The organism is Candidatus Formimonas warabiya (assembly GCF_002777255.1).
In the GTDB taxonomy this organism is placed as follows: domain Bacteria; phylum Bacillota; class Dehalobacteriia; order Dehalobacteriales; family Dehalobacteriaceae; genus Formimonas; species Formimonas warabiya.
Genome location: NZ_CP017634.1, coordinates 3,272,966 through 3,289,724, shown reverse-complemented (window position 1 = coordinate 3,289,724; position 16,759 = coordinate 3,272,966). Strand labels below are relative to the sequence as shown.

13 protein-coding genes are annotated in these 16,759 nt (G+C 48.5%); 12 read left to right on the top strand and 1 reads right to left on the bottom strand.

Going from position 1 to position 16,759, the window contains the following annotated elements:
* Nucleotides 1-61: 61 nt before the first annotated feature.
* From DCMF_RS15105 to DCMF_RS15070, 8 genes are all read left to right on the top strand, one after another.
* Nucleotides 62-781, top strand: a complete 720-nt coding sequence (locus DCMF_RS15105; protein WP_148135185.1) for a FadR/GntR family transcriptional regulator — start codon at nucleotides 62-64, stop codon at nucleotides 779-781.
* A gap of 100 nt (nucleotides 782-881) precedes the next feature.
* Nucleotides 882-1,292, top strand: coding sequence for a thioredoxin family protein (locus tag DCMF_RS15100; protein ID WP_148135184.1), 411 nt, complete (start codon nucleotides 882-884; stop codon nucleotides 1,290-1,292).
* Nucleotides 1,292-1,684 (top strand): MauE/DoxX family redox-associated membrane protein, encoded by a 393-nt coding sequence (locus DCMF_RS15095; RefSeq protein ID WP_148135183.1) that lies wholly within the window; start codon nucleotides 1,292-1,294, stop codon nucleotides 1,682-1,684. Before DCMF_RS15100 ends, DCMF_RS15095 begins: the two co-directional genes overlap by 1 nt.
* Before the next feature lie 141 nt (nucleotides 1,685-1,825).
* Nucleotides 1,826-2,530 (top strand): cell division ATP-binding protein FtsE, encoded by a 705-nt coding sequence (gene ftsE, locus DCMF_RS15090; RefSeq protein WP_148137924.1) that lies wholly within the window; start codon nucleotides 1,826-1,828, stop codon nucleotides 2,528-2,530.
* Nucleotides 2,496-3,386 carry a permease-like cell division protein FtsX gene (ftsX, locus tag DCMF_RS15085; RefSeq protein WP_236860031.1) on the top strand — a complete coding sequence of 297 codons (891 nt, stop codon included), beginning with the start codon at nucleotides 2,496-2,498 and terminating at the stop codon, nucleotides 3,384-3,386. Before ftsE ends, ftsX begins: the two co-directional genes overlap by 35 nt.
* A gap of 41 nt (nucleotides 3,387-3,427) precedes the next feature.
* Entirely contained in the window at nucleotides 3,428-4,582 is a 1,155-nt protein-coding gene (locus DCMF_RS15080) for a murein hydrolase activator EnvC family protein (RefSeq protein ID WP_148135182.1), read from the top strand.
* Nucleotides 4,583-4,801: 219 nt separating this feature from the next.
* Entirely contained in the window at nucleotides 4,802-5,977 is a 1,176-nt protein-coding gene (locus DCMF_RS15075; protein WP_148135181.1) for a S41 family peptidase, read from the top strand.
* A gap of 49 nt (nucleotides 5,978-6,026) precedes the next feature.
* On the top strand, nucleotides 6,027-7,277 hold the full coding sequence (locus tag DCMF_RS15070; RefSeq protein WP_148135180.1) for a PDZ domain-containing protein: 1,251 nt from the start codon (nucleotides 6,027-6,029) through the stop codon (nucleotides 7,275-7,277).
* Between the two features lie 10 nt (nucleotides 7,278-7,287).
* Here DCMF_RS15070 and DCMF_RS15065 read toward each other — a convergent pair whose 3' ends face one another.
* On the bottom strand, nucleotides 7,288-8,370 hold the full coding sequence (locus DCMF_RS15065; RefSeq protein WP_148135179.1) for a DUF362 domain-containing protein: 1,083 nt from the start codon (nucleotides 8,368-8,370) through the stop codon (nucleotides 7,288-7,290).
* 249 nt (nucleotides 8,371-8,619) lie between these two features.
* On the opposite strand from DCMF_RS15065, the gene DCMF_RS15060 reads away from it, so the two are divergent.
* From DCMF_RS15060 to uvrC, 4 genes are all read left to right on the top strand, one after another.
* Entirely contained in the window at nucleotides 8,620-9,627 is a 1,008-nt protein-coding gene (locus tag DCMF_RS15060; protein ID WP_236860030.1) for a PRK06851 family protein, read from the top strand.
* A gap of 356 nt (nucleotides 9,628-9,983) precedes the next feature.
* On the top strand, nucleotides 9,984-11,963 hold the full coding sequence (uvrB, locus tag DCMF_RS15055) for an excinuclease ABC subunit UvrB (RefSeq protein ID WP_148135177.1): 1,980 nt from the start codon (nucleotides 9,984-9,986) through the stop codon (nucleotides 11,961-11,963).
* 105 nt (nucleotides 11,964-12,068) lie between these two features.
* Nucleotides 12,069-14,933, top strand: a complete 2,865-nt coding sequence (uvrA, locus tag DCMF_RS15050; protein ID WP_148135176.1) for an excinuclease ABC subunit UvrA — start codon at nucleotides 12,069-12,071, stop codon at nucleotides 14,931-14,933.
* Nucleotides 14,896-16,749 carry an excinuclease ABC subunit UvrC gene (gene uvrC / locus DCMF_RS15045; RefSeq protein ID WP_148137923.1) on the top strand — a complete coding sequence of 618 codons (1,854 nt, stop codon included), beginning with the start codon at nucleotides 14,896-14,898 and terminating at the stop codon, nucleotides 16,747-16,749. The genes uvrA and uvrC overlap by 38 nt, the downstream gene beginning before the upstream one ends.
* The last annotated feature ends 10 nt before the right edge of the window (nucleotides 16,750-16,759 follow it).

Sequence of the window (16,759 nt, the reverse complement as noted above, 5' to 3'; positions counted from 1 at the left end):
TTTAAGGCTCCATCTTTGCCCCTATCCGAGCACGAAAAACAGTTGATAAGTGGTGAGGGAATTGGTATTTGAAACGATTCAACGCAGCACAACTCCTTTAATGATTGTGAACCAAATTCGAAAACACCTGGAAACAGGGAAACTCAAGATTGGGGACCGACTTCCTTCCGAACGGGAATTGTGTAAAATGTTTGGGGTTGGACGCTCCTCCGTGCGGGAAGCGATCAGGGCACTGGTTGTGATGGGAAACTTAGAGGTGATTCAAGGCAAAGGAACCTTTCTCTGCCAATCTGAAGAGGCCAGTGATCAATCTTCCCTTTTGGAAAAGGCTATGGCTGCCCTACCCTTCTTTGATTTAATGGAGGCAAGGGAAATACTGGAAATAAAGGTCGTGCAATTGGCGGCGGAAAGAGTTGATAAGGCGGATATTCTGCGTATCCATAAGGCTATTAACCGGATGGCGGAAAGTACGGATGTGAAGACCTTTTTAAATGCGGATCTTGATTTTCATAATGCCCTGACAGAATCAACAGGTAATCTGGTAATCAGAGAGATGATGAAAGTGATTACCAGAATGCTTTACAAAGATAGTTATTTTGTGGCTATTTCTGTCGACACGCGGGAAAATAGTATTAATACTGCGCGCCAGATTGTTCAGTGTGTAGCACGAGGGGAAGCAGAAAAGGCGGGAGAAGCCATGCGGGTACATTTACGCGCGGTGGATGCCAAATTGAAGGATTTTATCGCGGAAACGGCAAAGGGAGGCAAGGCTGAAGCCTAGCGGACCAGCAGGTGTCAGGGGGACGGGGTTGTTGACACACTTGTGTGTCAACAACCCCGTCCCCCTGACACCTTGATCGAGGAATAGGAAGGTAGCGGTAATGAAAAAACTGTTTTTGGTGATATTCATTGTGGGTATTTGTCTTTCCTTGGGCGCCTATCTCTGGCAGACCCAGGCATCCAAAACCCTTCAGGCGCCGGACATTACGCCGGATCAATTAGAAAAAATGATGGCTGATGGAGAGGATTTTTACGTTTACTTCTATTCCCCCACCTGCCAGGATTGTCTCAAGTCCGAGTCTAAGCTGGCCCAGGCTGTGAAAAAGCTTTCCATCACAAATATGAAAAAGCTGGATGTGAAAAAATATGAATCTGTGCGGGAAGAACTCCAAATACCCGGAACCCCGTCCATCTTTGTTTATCAAAAGGGCAAGCTGGTAAAAGGAATCACCGGAGCTTTTGATACGACCGATGAATACGAAAAATTCTTTTTAGAAACAGGTGGAGCTTGATGATCTTAAGATTATTGCTCGCAGCAATTTATTTATTTGCCGGTGCATCCAAAATTTTTCATGTACTGCTTTTTAAAGCCACCATTATGGCGTACTACTCCATGCCGGAATGGCTGGCCTTCTTGATTGCCCTGGTTTTCCCCTGGATTGAGATCCTGGCCGGGTTGTCCCTGGTTTTGCAGTGGAAGACCAAGTATTCCAGCGCGTTTTTATTCCTGCTTTCCTTATTTTTTTTCGTCCAGATGATTCTCAATTACAGCAATATTTTGCCGTACGGATGCGGGTGCTTTGGTTTTGGCGGCCCGGAAAAAATTACCTTGTATCATGTTTTCAGAGATTTGTCCATTGCTGTTTTAGCAGGATTTGTTTTTTACCGGGAATGGAAGAAGTAAAAGTCCGTAAGGACTTTTTTTTTGCCCTTTTTCTGCCAAATTAAAATTTTAAAAGGAATTTATTACTTTCTTGTCGAAATACATTACCAAATGTCTGCCAGCTACTGACCCAAGCTAGATTTCCAGGGAGTGACTGTGATGATGATTCAAATGGTAGGTGTTTCAAAATTATATCAAAACGGGGTTGCTGCCCTTCACGATATCAATATCCATATTGAAAAAGGGGAATTTGTTTTTCTCATTGGCCAAAGTGGCGCCGGTAAAACCACTTTTATCCGGTTACTTTTCCGGGAGGAGCTTCCCTCAACAGGACAGATTATGGTGGGCGGGAGAAGTATCATCAGACTTAACCGCAAAGAGATCGCCATTCTAAGGCGCAATATCGGCGTCGTCTTTCAGGATTTTCGCCTTTTGCCCAACCTAAATGTGTATGAAAATGTGGCTTTTGCCATGAGAGTAACGGAATGTGCCAAGAATGACATTTCCCGGAGAGTGCCGGAAGTCCTGGACCTGGTGGGTTTGGGGCACAAAAGCGGTTCCATGCCGGCTCAATTATCCGGAGGAGAGCAACAGCGGGTTGCCATTGCCCGGGCCATTGTAAACAAACCCATGGTGGTTATTGCCGATGAACCTACGGGAAATTTGGATCCGGAAACGTCCTGGGATTTGATGCGGCTGTTGAATGAAATCAACAAAACAGGGACAACAGTTTTAGTGGCCACTCATGCCAGAGATATCGTGGATGTAATGCGAAAACGTGTGCTGGCTTTGGAAAACGGCAGAATGATGCGTGACGACACGGGGGGTGGCTATGATGAAAATAAGAACAATGGGTTACTTCTTTAAAGAGTCGTTGATCTCCTTACGGAGAAATGGGTGGATGAGCTTTGCTTCTATTCTCACGGTAGCCATTTCCTTGTTTGTCTGTGGGATTTTTTGGCTTCTGGTCTTAAATGTCAATAACGTGGCCGATTCCATTGAATCCAGCGTTGAAATCAAAGCCTTTTTGCACGACAATACACGGTTGGACCAGATTGAGATCATTGAAAAGCAAATCCGGGCCTTACCGGGAGTGAGTGAGGTTGATTTTGTCAGCCGTGATGAGGCTTTGGAGTCTTTACGAAAACAATTCGGCGAAAAAAATGATTTGCTGGACGCATTAGAGGGAGAAAACCCCTTGCCGGATTCTTTTACGGTAAAAACGAAAACGGCTGAGGATGTGATCCCGGTAGCGCAATCCATGGAACAAACAAACCTGTTTGAAAAAGTCCGCTATGGGCAAGGCGTAGTGGAAAAACTTTTTGCTTTAATTAACTGGATCCGTCTCCTGGGCGTAGGAATTATGACTCTTCTGGGCATTGCGGCGGTGGTCCTCATTGCCATCACTATCCGCCTTACGGTGTATGCCCGGAGAAAAGAAATTACGATCATGAAATACGTGGGTGCGACGGACTGGTTCATCCGGTGGCCTTTTCTCTTGGAAGGGGTGTTTTTAGGCCTGATCGGTTCCTTTGTGGCCGTGATGATTCTTTTTTGGTCCTATTCGTCATTGGTCAAGAATGTCAGTGTTTCCCTGTCCTTTATTCAATTAATCCGGGAACCCGGCTTGCTGTGGAATATTAATGCCGGACTGATGCTGACTGGAACTGCTTTGGGCGCCCTGGGCAGTATGATTTCGCTGCATAAGTTTTTAAAAGTGTAGATATTGGTCGTAGAAATTCTGTGTAATGGGAGGAAATAACTGTGTCCTGGTTTCGTAGTTATAAAATAGTTTTAGGGCTGGCCCTGTTCGGCCTGTTGTTGATGGTTGGCCTGATTCCGGCCTACGGGGATCAATTGGACAGCTTTAAAGCGCAGCAAAAAAAAGTTCAGCAGGAAATGGAACAGCGGAAACAGCTTTTAAAGGAAAAAGAATCCCAGAAACGGACCTTTCTGGGCCAATTAGATGCCTTGGAAAAGGATATGACAGAAGTTCAAGAGGACTTGGGCACCCTGGGAAATCAGCTCAAGAATGCTGAAGCGCAGGTTTCCCGTACGCAAAAAGAACTGGATCGTACGGAAGAAAAATTAGACCAACGGATGGAATTTTTTAAACAAAGGGTGAAGGAAGTCTATTTAAACGGACAGGTTTCTTACCTGGAATTGGCCTTTCAGGCGACCAGCGTCAGTGATTTCTTAACCCGTTTTGATTTGCTGGAGAAGTTGGTGCAACAGGACGTGGACCTGTTAGATGAAATTGAGACCCAAAAGGAATTGGTGGCAGAGAAGAAAGCCCAGCTGGAGGGTGAGCGCAACCGGATTGCCGAAGTCAAAGCCTCCACGGAAAGAACGGAAAAGGTCTTGGCGCAGAAGCAAGAACAAAAGAAGCAATTGCTTACCGATGTGGAACAGGATAAAAAGAAAATAGAACAGGCTTTGGATGAACTGGAGAGCCTGTCCAACCAGCTTGGGGAAAAAATTAGAAAGATTCAGGAGGAACGCAGCCGGAATTCCAAAAACCATTTCAGCGGTCAATTTGCCTGGCCTACGCCGGGGTATACCAGGATTACGTCCCCATTCGGGTACCGGATTCATCCCATTTTAAAGACGAATCGCATGCATACGGGGATTGATATCGGGGCACCTGCCGGAACGAGCATTCATGCTGCTGATGATGGAACCGTGATTTTTGCCGGATCCCTGGGTGCATATGGAAATGCCACCGTGATTGACCACGGAGACGGCATCTCGACCATGTATGCCCATCAATCCCAGATTCTGGTTTCGGAAAACCAAGACGTAAAGCGAGGAGAGGTCATCGGCAAGGTAGGAAGCACCGGCTGGGCGACAGGACCGCATCTCCATTTTGAAGTGCGGAAAAATGGCGAACCTGTAAGCCCCTTGGGCTACTTACAGTAGAAGAAAATCAGCAAAATCAGAAAGCAGGAAAACCGGGGACGGTTCTTGAATTGAATGCATTCAATTCAAGAACCGTCCCCGGTTTTCCTCTGGCAGGGGTTAAAATCCTTGCCTTTGTTGTGTTTTCATTAATATTGAAGTACAATTGAACATATAAATATTGAAGTATGGGGATGAAGTGAAGAATTATATTACAGCTTCAGAGAGAGGATGAAATAAATGGCGAAAAGACGTAGTTTTTTTATAGGAGTAGCCGCAGGTTTTCTCCTGGCCCTTGGGCTTTTGGTGCTCGTAGTGAGTCTCAATTCCTGGCATTTGGGAAATGGATTGAAAGTAACAGCCTTGATCAAAAGCCGGGCTTTGGAGCCTTTAAAAGCCAGCCAACTGGTCGACGGTGCCATGAAAGGGATGGTGGAGGAACTTAAGGATCCCTATTCCGCCTATTTGGAGCCCCAGGATTACCAGACGCTGCAAACCCATATGAAAGGTACATACGGCGGGCTGGGAATATATGTGGGTATTCCCAAGGATACCAAAAAGCTGACGGTGATGGCGCCTATTAAAGGGACCCCGGCAGCTAAAGCGGGGATTAAATCAGGGGACGAAATTTGGGAGATTGACGGAAAAAGCACCACAGAAATGGATATCGATACTGCGGTGAGCTTGATGAAAGGGGAGTCCGGTTCAGAAGTTACCTTAGGGGTGAAACGGCCTAACCAGGAAAATCTTTGGCAGGTGAAACTAGTCCGGGAGATTATTGAAATTCCTTCCGTAGAAGGGAAGGTACTGGAAAAATACCCCCAGATTGCCTATGTGAATATCTCGATGTTCAGCGATGTCACGGCCAAAGAATTAAAAGAGACGGTGGAAAAACTGAAGAACGAAAACAAATGCCGGGGGCTGATCCTGGATTTACGCAATAATCCGGGAGGAGCCTTAGATGCCGCTGTGGCCGCAGGAGGCTTTTTTGTCCCCAAAGGGAAACCGGTGGTTTGGATCGTCGATCGGTATAACACGGAATCTTACCCATCAGAAGGAAATTTGATCGGTCTTCCCTTAGTTGTTTTGATCAATAAAGGCAGTGCCAGTGCCTCCGAGATCCTGGCCGGAGCGATCAAGGATGTCAAGGCCGGCACCCTGGTGGGGGAAACCAGTTTTGGCAAAGGAATTGTGCAGAGTGTTTTTGGCCTAGATGACGGGGCTGCTTTGAAAATTACCACGGCGAAATACCTGACCACGAATAAGAATGATATTCACAAAAAAGGAATCGTTCCTGATGTGAAAGTGGCCCTGCCCGAGGGGACGGACCCAACGGTAATCTACTCCGGAAATCCGGAAGAAGATGTGCAACTGAAAAAGGCAGTGGAAATTTTACAGTCTAAGATGGGGAAATAAACCACGGGGATTTCCCCGTGGTTTATTTTCATAAAAGGGGCGCTTTGATGTGCTTTTGTTAGAGGACTTCTTTCAATTGGTCATGATGGTGCTGCAGTCCTTTTTTCGCATGATTCTTTTTTCCCAGGATGCTCTCTTTTTTTGGCTGATTGTGCTCCTGGTGGCCTTTCAATATCGCAAAATGCAGCAGTCCAAAGAAGCCTGGTTCGGCATTTCCGGCGAACCTGTTTGGCCCCACATTGGGGCCGCGGTACTGAGCGGGTTGGTGGGAGGACTGGCAGGCAGCTTTTTGATGGTTTTTGTGGGCGTCAACCTGGCCGATATCGGGATTGCCTGGCTCTGGCCTTTGGCCATCGTATTAATGCTGGTGCACCCCCGGTTTTTATGTTTTTCTTATGCCGGAGGCTTAATATCTTTATCCTATTTACTTTTTGGCTTTCCCCAGGTGAATGTTCCTCAATTAATGGCTTTGGTGGCACTGCTCCATCTGGTAGAAGCCATTTTGATTTTTATCTCGGGGCATGTGGGTGCAGTGCCGGTTTATCTGAAAAACAGAAAAGGGCATGTGATTGGCGCTTTTAATCTTCAGAAATTATGGCCCATACCCATTGTGGCTTTGGCAGCGGTGAGCCTTCCCCCGGATCAATTGGCGGGAGCTTCGATCAACATGCCGGATTGGTGGCCTTTGCTTAAACCGGCAGGAGCAGCCCTTCCGGACCAGCTCACCTACGTGATGTTTCCGGTGATGGCCGCCTTGGGCTACGGAGACCTGGCCGCGACTTCCCGGCCCCAGGAAAAAACCCGGAGATCAGCGGTTTACCTTTTTATGTTCAGCTTTGTTTTGCTGGGCCTGGCTGTAGCCGCTTCCTATGCCGGCGGGACGGCATTTCTCGCTGCTTTGTTCAGTCCTTTAGGCCACGAACTGGTGATTTGGCTGGGGCAAAGGGAGGAATTGAGCGGAGATCCTCTCTATATCCAGCCGGAAAAGGGCGTGCTGATCCTTGATGTATTGCGAAATTCCCCGGCGCACCAATTGGGTTTGGCGTCCGGGGACATTATTCTTCATATTAACGGGGCAGAGGTCAATGGGAAAGGGGATCTTGCTGCCGCCTTAGAAGAGTCCTGGGGGATGGTAGAGGTGGAATGGTTGGAGTATCCCACGCGCAAGTACCGGAGAAATCAGATCAGAAAGCCTTTGCATCAAGAGTTTGGCACGATTTTGGCTCCCGGATCCTTGGATTATGCCATGGTAGAGTTTCACACCGGTGGACTGCTGGCCCGGTGGATCCGGAAAAGATAAGATATGTTTTCTAAAACACTTCCTCTATCCCGTATTCCTGGGTTCCTAATCCCCTCTTTGCCAGCTCCTCCAATTGAATAAAAGGATTTTTACCGTGCAGCCGCTCAAAAAGGTGGCCTTGCTCGCCCAGACTGATTCCCTGAGGCACTCCTGATTCAAGCAAGTCTTCATATTTAATGGCATCAAGACAGGCTCTTTCAATGGCCACAATGTCCTGGGCCGCCATAATGCCGATATCCGGTACCAGGGATGGCGTGGTAAAGCCCCAGCAGTCGCATAAGGCGGTAATGTTGATTAAGAAATTGATGTAAAAAACACAATCCGCCGGGAAAGTTTTCAGCACCTCTTCCGTGCAAATGGCCATCCCTGTTTGGAAGTCTTTATATTGCTGGTTGTCCATGGTTAGAGCGCCGGTAGGACAAACTTTGACACAATGCCGGCAGTAGGTGCAATGATGGTAAAATACTTCGTATTTGTCGTTCTTGTTGAACTTATTGGCGTGGTAGTTGCAGTTCTTTAAACAAGCTTCACACCTGGTGCAGGCCTCTTCATTCCAGGTAATTCCTCCCTCCAGGTGATGAATCTGCTGCCTGGTGCGATCCGTGACGCACCCCATGGCAATGTTTTTGCATGCCCCTCCGTACCCGCACGCTCCGTGACCTTTCACATGGGATAGATCGATCATCACTTCCGCATCCTGAATATGGCCGGCAATATCAATGTTTTTCAGTGTTTTGAAATCTACCGTCTTTTCGTAAAAATATTGATCCATCATGCCGCAGGCAGGAACGAGAGGAACGCCCAGATAATCCTCGGTATAACCCCGGCTTTTCGCCCCGGATACAATTTGGTCCGTAATAAATACCTTGGCGCCGTAATCTCGCAATTTATCGACCAGGATCTTGACAAACAAAGGGTGAATCGTGGAATAGCCGATTTTCCTGCCCAGGTGCATTTTGACCGCTGTCCATTTACCTTTGACGATTTCTTCCATGCCCATGTGGTCGATCAACCGGGCAAATTTTGCCGGAAGGGTAGCGCTTTCATCATATTTCTTAAATTTTACCGATGAAAATAAGACTTTGGATCCCATGATACATCTCCTTCTCTGATTCATTTTTTCGTATTATTTCATATTATAGCACAATATATGATTTGTTTCCTTTGGTTCAAGCACTAGGCAGTGCTGTTGCTCATACCATAGTATAGATTTGTAACCCCAATATGATTTCAAGGAGGAGAGTGAGATGTCTACATGAAAAAAGGGAAAATAAAATATAGTTTCCCGGGAGGAAATACCCCACGCGGCTTTTATTCCTTTTATAATTTGGGATTACAAAATATGGAGCGGGTATTTATCCTGAAAGGAGGGCCTGGAACGGGTAAATCCACCTTGATGCGGAATATTGGCCTGGAAATGGCAGAGCGAGGGTATAACGTGGAATTTTGGCAGTGTTCCTCTGATAATGATTCTCTGGACGGCGTGGTGATTCCCGATTTAAAACTTGCGGTCGTGGATGGAACGGCTCCCCATGTTGTGGATCCCCAATATCCCGGTGCCGTTGACCAAATCGTCAATCTTGGGGATCACTGGAACGAGGAGTACCTAAGAGGGCATAAGAACGAGATCAAAAAATTAACCGGAGAAATCAGCAATTCTTTTTCTACCGCCTACCAGTATTTGAAAAATGCGAAAACTGTCTATGATGAATGGAAAAAGATTAATGTAGCGGCCATGGATTTTGAGAAAGCAAATCAAAAAACGGAGAAATTGATGCAGGAGATCTTTCGTACCAATGCTCCTCTGGTGCGGCATATGTTCGCCGGGGCCATCAGCCCCGGGGGAATGGTCAATTTTATCAAAAATATTACGGAAGATTGTAAAACCAGATATATTTTGAAGGGTCTGCCCGGAACGGGGAAATCTTCCTTGATCAAAAAGATTGTGGAAGGAGCGGTAGACCGGGGATATCAGGCGGACGTTTATCATTGTACCCTTGATCCGGATAGTATAGATATGGCAGTGATTCCCCAATTGGGTGTAGCGGTGCTGGACGGCAGTGTCCCCCATGTGGAGGATCCGGAACGCCCCGGAGACCGGGTGATCAACATGTTGGACTGTCTTGATTTGGATGCTGTAGGACAGAAGTCCGCCCGGCTGGAAGAAATCCAAGCAGAATTCAATCGTTTGATGACGGAAGCGATCAGCAAAATTACCCAGGCAAAAAATCTTCATGATGCTTTGGAGGTATTTTATATTAAAGCTATGGACTTTGAAGCCGTTGATGAAACGAGAAATCAGGTATTGAACAAAATCCTGGCCGCAGCGGAAAAAGGAGATATCCTGTAAAAGAGTAGCAATGAACCATGAACCATGACAAAGACTGGATAAAATTTTCTCCCTGAAAAAGAACAAATGGTATCATGAAGGGTAGGTTGAACCTACCCTTTTTGTTATCTACAAGTAAGCAATATGGATTCTGCTCTTTTCCCGGCTAACCGGTACCCGAACCCGGAAAAGCCCTTTAGGCTCCTTTGCCAGGTTTACCCAGTTGCTAGAATGGCAAAAATATGATAGATAAGAAAGGGAAGAATCCTGTCCCCTGCAGTGGGGGCTCGTTCGAAAGATTTTACCAAACAGGTGTTCCCTGAAAAAAATAATATGGTATAATATGAAGAAGGAATTAAATTTGGGAGATTAATACCATGGATTATTGTCTGAAATCCGAATACCGGCCTAAAGGGGATCAACCAAAGGCCATCGATGCTCTAACGAAAAACCTATTGGCAGGGGAACGGCACCAGGTCCTGCTGGGGGTGACGGGATCCGGCAAAACCTTTACCGTGGCCAATGTGATTGAACGGGTAAAAAAGCCTACCCTGGTGATTGCCCACAATAAAACACTGGCTGCGCAATTATGCGGTGAGTTTAAAGAATTTTTTCCGGAAAATGCCGTGGAGTATTTTGTCAGCTACTATGATTATTACCAGCCTGAGGCCTATATTGCCCAAACGGATACCTATATTGAAAAGGATGCCTCCATTAATGATGAAATAGAAAAGATGAGACACTCCGCTACCGCTGCTCTCTATGAGCGGAAAGACGTGATTATTGTGGCCAGTGTTTCGGCCATTTATGGTTTAGGCTCTCCTGAGGATTACCAGCAGCTCACCTTAAATCTCCGGGTAGGTCAGACCCATGACCGGGATAAGATCATCCGTAAATTAGTTGATATTCAATATTATCGCAATGAGATGGACTTTCACCGGGGGACCTTCCGGGTCCGGGGAGATGTGATTGAGATCTTTCCCGTATCCTTTAGTGAAAAGGCGATCCGGGTAGAAATGTTCGGGGATGAGATCGAAAGAATTGTCGAGATTGACACCTTGACCGGGGAAATCTTAGGCCTGAGAAGGCATATGTCCATCTTTCCGGCCAGCCACTATGTCACGGAAGAAGAGAAAATGAAAGCAGCGATCACCAATATTGAAAGAGAACTGGAAGAACGTCTCAAAGAATTGCGCGCCCGGAACAAGCTGTTGGAAGCGCAAAGATTGGAGCAACGCACCCGTTTTGACCTGGAAATGATGCAGGAAATGGGCTACTGCCAGGGGATTGAGAATTATTCCCGGCATCTGACGGGAAGAGCCCCGGGAGAGCCCCCCTATACCCTTTTGGATTATTTTCCCGAAGATTTTTTGCTCATCATAGATGAGTCCCATCAGACCCTTCCTCAGTTGCGCGGCATGTACGAAGGAGACAAATCGCGCAAGACCGCCCTGGTGGAATACGGCTTCCGGCTTCCTTCTGCCTTGGATAACCGGCCCTTGATTTTTCATGAATTTGAAAAGAAAGTGAACCAGGCGGTCTATGTTTCCGCTACTCCGGGTCCCTATGAACTGGGGCACAGTAAGAAAATAGTAGAACAAATCATTCGCCCTACCGGGCTGGTGGACCCGGAAATTGACGTGCGCCCGGTGAAAGGACAGATTGATAATTTGGTAGCGGAAATCAGAAGCCGGGTGGAGAAGGACCAAAGAGTTCTCGTCACCACCTTGACAAAAAGAATGGCGGAGGATTTAACAGACTATTTGAAGGAGCTGGACATAAAAGTCCGCTACCTTCACTCCGATATTAAGACTCTGGAGCGCATGGAAATCATCCGGGAACTGCGTCTGGGCACCTTTCATGTCCTGGTGGGGATCAATTTGCTCCGGGAAGGATTGGACCTGCCGGAAGTATCTTTGGTGGCGATTCTTGATGCGGATAAAGAAGGCTTTTTGCGTTCGGAACGGTCCCTGATCCAGACCATTGGCCGGGCGGCCCGGAATGTGGAAGGCCGGGTGATTATGTATGCCGATACCGTTACGGAGTCCATGCAGAAGGCGATCGACGAGACCAACCGCCGCCGCCTGCTTCAAATGAATTATAATCAGGTGAACCATATTACCCCGCAAACGGTGCAGAAGGCAGTGCGGGACGTGTTGGGCACGGCCCTGGTGGCGGAATCCCAAGAGAAGTACACGGCAGGGGATAAAAAGGAAAAACTGTCCAAGAAAGAAGGAGAGAAATTGATCCGCTCCCTGGAAAAAGAAATGCGGGATGCGGCCCGGCACCTGGAGTTTGAACGGGCGGCCCAGCTGCGGGATGCCATTATGGAGATAAGAGCCCAGATCAGAAGTTAAGAGGACAGAATAAGCCGATCATAGCGTTAACCATTGATACCCGGTCCCCGGTAACCGGATCCCGGTACCCGAGACCCCAAAGAATTGCACTATAAGGAGAAAAATATGTCTAAAGATAAAATCATCGTCAAAGGAGCACGGGAGCATAATTTAAAAAATATTGACGTCCAGATTCCCCGGGACCAGTTGGTGGTTATTACCGGGCTGAGCGGTTCAGGGAAGTCATCCCTGGCTTTTGACACCATCTATGCGGAAGGCCAAAGAAGATACGTGGAATCCTTGTCGGCCTATGCCCGGCAGTTTTTAGGCCAAATGGACAAACCGGATGTGGATTATATTGAAGGGCTGTCTCCCGCCATTTCCATTGATCAAAAGACCACCAGCCGCAATCCCCGCTCCACCGTGGGTACGGTGACGGAAATCTATGATTATCTCCGCCTGCTCTATGCCCGTATTGGCAAGCCCCATTGCCCGAAATGCGGGAAACCCATCGCCCAGCAGACGGTGGATCAGATGGTGGATATCATTTTAAGCTATGGAGAAGGTACCAAGCTGCAGGTTCTGGCCCCCCTGGTGCGCGGGAGAAAAGGAGAGCATGTCAAAGTTTTTGAAGAGGCGCGCAAAGCAGGATATGTACGGGTCCGGGTCAACGGAGAAATCCTTGATCTGGGGGAACCAGTGAAACTGGACAAGAACAAAAAGCATACCATTGAGCTGGTGGTGGACCGCATCATCATCAAGCCGGGCATGGAGAAAAGACTGGCGGATTCTTTGGAACTGGCCTTGGGCATGGGGGACGGCGTGGTGATGGTAAACATTGCGGGACATGAAGAGGTTCTCTTCAGTCAGAATTTTGCCTGTGTAGACTGCGGGATCAGTATGGAGGAAATCACTCCCCGCATGTTTTCTTTCAATAATCCCTATGGGGCTTGTCCCACCTGCGGAGGCCTGGGACATACCATGAATATTGATCCGGATTTGATTATCCCGGACCGCAGCCTGTCCATTCGGGAGGGAGCCATTGCCCGCTGGAACAGCAACACCCAGGGCTGGTATTACCGCTTCATTGAAGCACTGGCCCAGCATTATCATTTTCGTCTGGACGTGCCTCTCAGGGAACTGTCTCAGGAAGCCATGAATTATATTCTTTACGGGACCGGGGGAAACAAAATCAAGGTAGAATATGACCATCCTGACCATGGTGTTCACGTGTATCAGGTGGCCTGGGAAGGGATTATCAATAATTTTGAACGGCGCTATAAGGAAACCAATTCCAGCTATATCCGGGAAGAGATTGAACGCTATATGTCCATGAAACCTTGTCCCCAGTGTCAGGGAGCCCGTTTGCGCCCGGAAAGCCTTTCCGTTCTGGTGGGGGAAAAGAATATTTTTGGCGTCACCAATTACTCCATTTTGGAGGCCAGGGAGTTTTTCCGCACGTTATCCCTCACCCCCCGGGAAACCATGATTGCCCGGCAGATTTTGAAAGAGATCCAGGAACGGTTGAGCTTTTTGGTCAACGTAGGTCTGGATTACCTGACCTTAAGCAGAACGGCCGGTACCCTGTCCGGCGGGGAAGCCCAGCGCATCCGGCTGGCCACCCAAATCGGATCCAGCCTGGTGGGGGTGCTCTATATTCTGGATGAACCCAGTATCGGCTTGCACCAGCGGGATAACGCCCGGCTGCTGGCCACCTTGAAGAAGCTGCGTGATTTGGGCAATACCGTGCTGGTGGTGGAACATGACGAAGATACCATGTATGAGGCGGATTATATTATTGATATCGGACCGGGGGCCGGGGCCCACGGGGGAGAAGTGGTGGCAGCCGGCACCTTACAGGAAATTTTAAATTCGGAGAATTCCATTACCGGGCAGTATTTAAGCGGCAGAAAAAGAATTCCCCTGCCGGTCATGCGCCGTTCTCCCAACGGAAAATGGCTGGAAGTACTGGGCGCCCGGGAGCATAACCTGAAGGATATTGATGTCGCCATTCCTTTGGGCATGTTTGTTTGTGTCACCGGGGTATCCGGTTCGGGTAAGAGTACCCTGATCAATGAAATTTTGTATACCGGCCTGGCTCAGCGATTGCACGGGGCCAGGGATTTGCCGGGTGCCCACCGGGAAATCAAAGGCTTGGATTATCTGGAAAAAGTAATCAATATCGACCAGTCTCCCATCGGCCGCACGCCTCGTTCTAACCCGGCTACGTACACAGGGGTTTTTGACGCCATCAGGGAGCTGTTTTCCCTTACCCCGGAAGCAAAAATGCGGGGATATCAGCCGGGACGGTTCAGCTTTAATGTCAAAGGGGGAAGGTGTGAGGCTTGCCAGGGGGACGGTATTATCAAGATTGAAATGCATTTTTTGCCCGATGTCTATGTCCCTTGCGAAGTATGTAAAGGAAAGCGATATAATCGGGAAACTTTGGATGTGCGCTATAAGGGGAAAAATATTGCCGATGTGCTGAATATGACCGTGGATGAAGCGACGGAATTTTTTCAGAATATCCCTAAAATACATCGCAAGCTGAAGACGCTCCAGGATGTCGGATTAGGGTATATTCGGTTGGGACAGCAGGCAACGACCCTGTCCGGGGGCGAAGCCCAAAGAGTTAAGCTGGCCGCGGAACTCAGCCGGCGAAGCAACGGGCGCACCCTCTATATTTTGGATGAGCCCACCACCGGTCTGCATACGGCGGATATTCACCGGCTCCTGGAAGTATTGGACCGGCTGGTAGAAGCGGGGGACACGGTTTTAGTGATCGAGCATAATCTGGATGTGATTAAAACGGCGGACTATCTGATTGATTTGGGGCCGGACGGGGGAGACCGGGGCGGACGGATCGTGGCCGCGGGAACACCGGAAGAGGTGGCACAGATAAAAGAATCCTATACCGGTCAATTTGTCCGCAGAGTATTGGAGCGTGAAGGCCATGGACGTGACGGAAAAATTGCGCGTATTACCGGATAAACCTGGCGTTTATCTCATGAAGGATGCCCAAGGGGCTATTATCTACGTAGGGAAGGCTACTTCCTTAAAACAGCGGGTCAGGTCCTATTTTCAAACCAGTAAGCACCATACCCCGAAAGAGCGGTCTTTAATCGAAAAAATTCAGGACCTGGATACCATTGTGGTGGACTCTGCCGTGGAAGCGTTGATTCTGGAGTGTAACCTGATTAAGCAGCACCGGCCGAAATACAATATCCGCTTAAGAGATGACAAGCATTATCCCTATTTGAAAATCACCCTGGAGGATGATTTTCCCCGGGTCTTAGTCGTCCGCTCCATGAAACCGGATGGGGCGAAATATTTCGGCCCTTATACCAGTTCGACGGCTATGAATCAGACTTTAAAAATTATTAAAGATATCTTTCCTCTTCGCTCCTGCCGGCAAGAGAGGGTGGATCCAAAAACCAGGGCCTGTTTAAATGCCCACATTGGCAAATGCGCCGCTCCCTGTACCGGGCAAATTTCTCCGGAAGAATACCGGGATCTGGTGCGGCAGGTGGTGCTTTTTTTAGAAGGCCGCCAGCAGGAAATCATCAGACATTTAGAAAGAAAAATGCAGGAGGCGGCGGAAAACCTGCGCTTTGAAGAAGCGGCCCGTCTCAGAGATCAAATCCGTGCCGTGCAGCAGGTAGTAGAAAAACAAAAAATTGAAAATGACAGTTTTGAGGACAGGGATGTGGTAGGCTTAGCGACAGATCAAGACCTGGCTGTGGTACAGGTATTTTTTGTGCGCAGCGGCAAGGTGATGGGTCGGGAGCATTTTTTCCTCACCAATGTGGACCAGGATGGGGCGGAGGTGCTTTCCTCCGTATTTTTGCAGCAATATTATGGTAATGCGGAGTACATTCCCCGAGAGATTGTGGTCCCCGGTCAGGTTGCCGAGGAAGAACTGCTCGCGCAATGGCTGTCCATGAAGAGGGGTTCCCGGGTCCATATTCATGTTCCCCAGCGGGGGGACAAAAAACGATTGCTGGATTTGGTGGTAAAAAATGCCCAAATTGTCCTGGCCCAGCACCAGTCCCTGAAGGACCGGCGCAAAGAGGAAGCCGGCGCTGCTCTGGAGCAGTTGCGCTGCGAGTTGAACCTGCCTCAGAGTCCCTATCGGATCGAATGTTATGATATTTCCAATATACAGGGAACTAACTCCGTAGGCTCCATGGTGGTCTTTCTGGGCGGAGAACCCGCCCCCTCCCTGTACAGAAGGTTTAAGATTAAAACCGTGGAGGGGCCCAACGATTTTGCTTCGCTCCAGGAGGTTGTTGGCCGCAGGATCCGGCGGGGACAGCAGGAGCGGGAGGAAATCAGGGAAGCCCGTTTGGCGGTAAAGGATGCCAAGTTTGCGGATTTTCCGGACCTGATGATGATCGATGGGGGAAAAGGCCAGCTGTCTGCCGTGAAAGAAGTTTTGGACCAGTTCCAGCTCTCTCTTCCTGTGTTCGGACTTGCCAAAGAATTTGAGCATCTTTTCCGCCCGGATGACGGCACCCCGATTATTCTGGAAGGACACAGCCCGGCTTTTTATTTGATTCAGCGCATTCGGGACGAAGCCCACCGCTTTGCCATTACCTATCATCGTCAATTACGGGCCAAAGAACAGGTGAAATCTGTCCTGGATGAGATTCCCGGAATCGGTCCGGCCCGGAGAAAGGCCTTGCTGCGGGCTTACGGTTCGGTAGAGAAAATCTCCCGGGCCAGCCAGGAAGAACTGGCTTTGGTGGAGGGGATGAACCGGGCCGCCGCTCGGCAGGTATATGAATACTTTAAGCGAAATAAATAAAGGAGTCCCA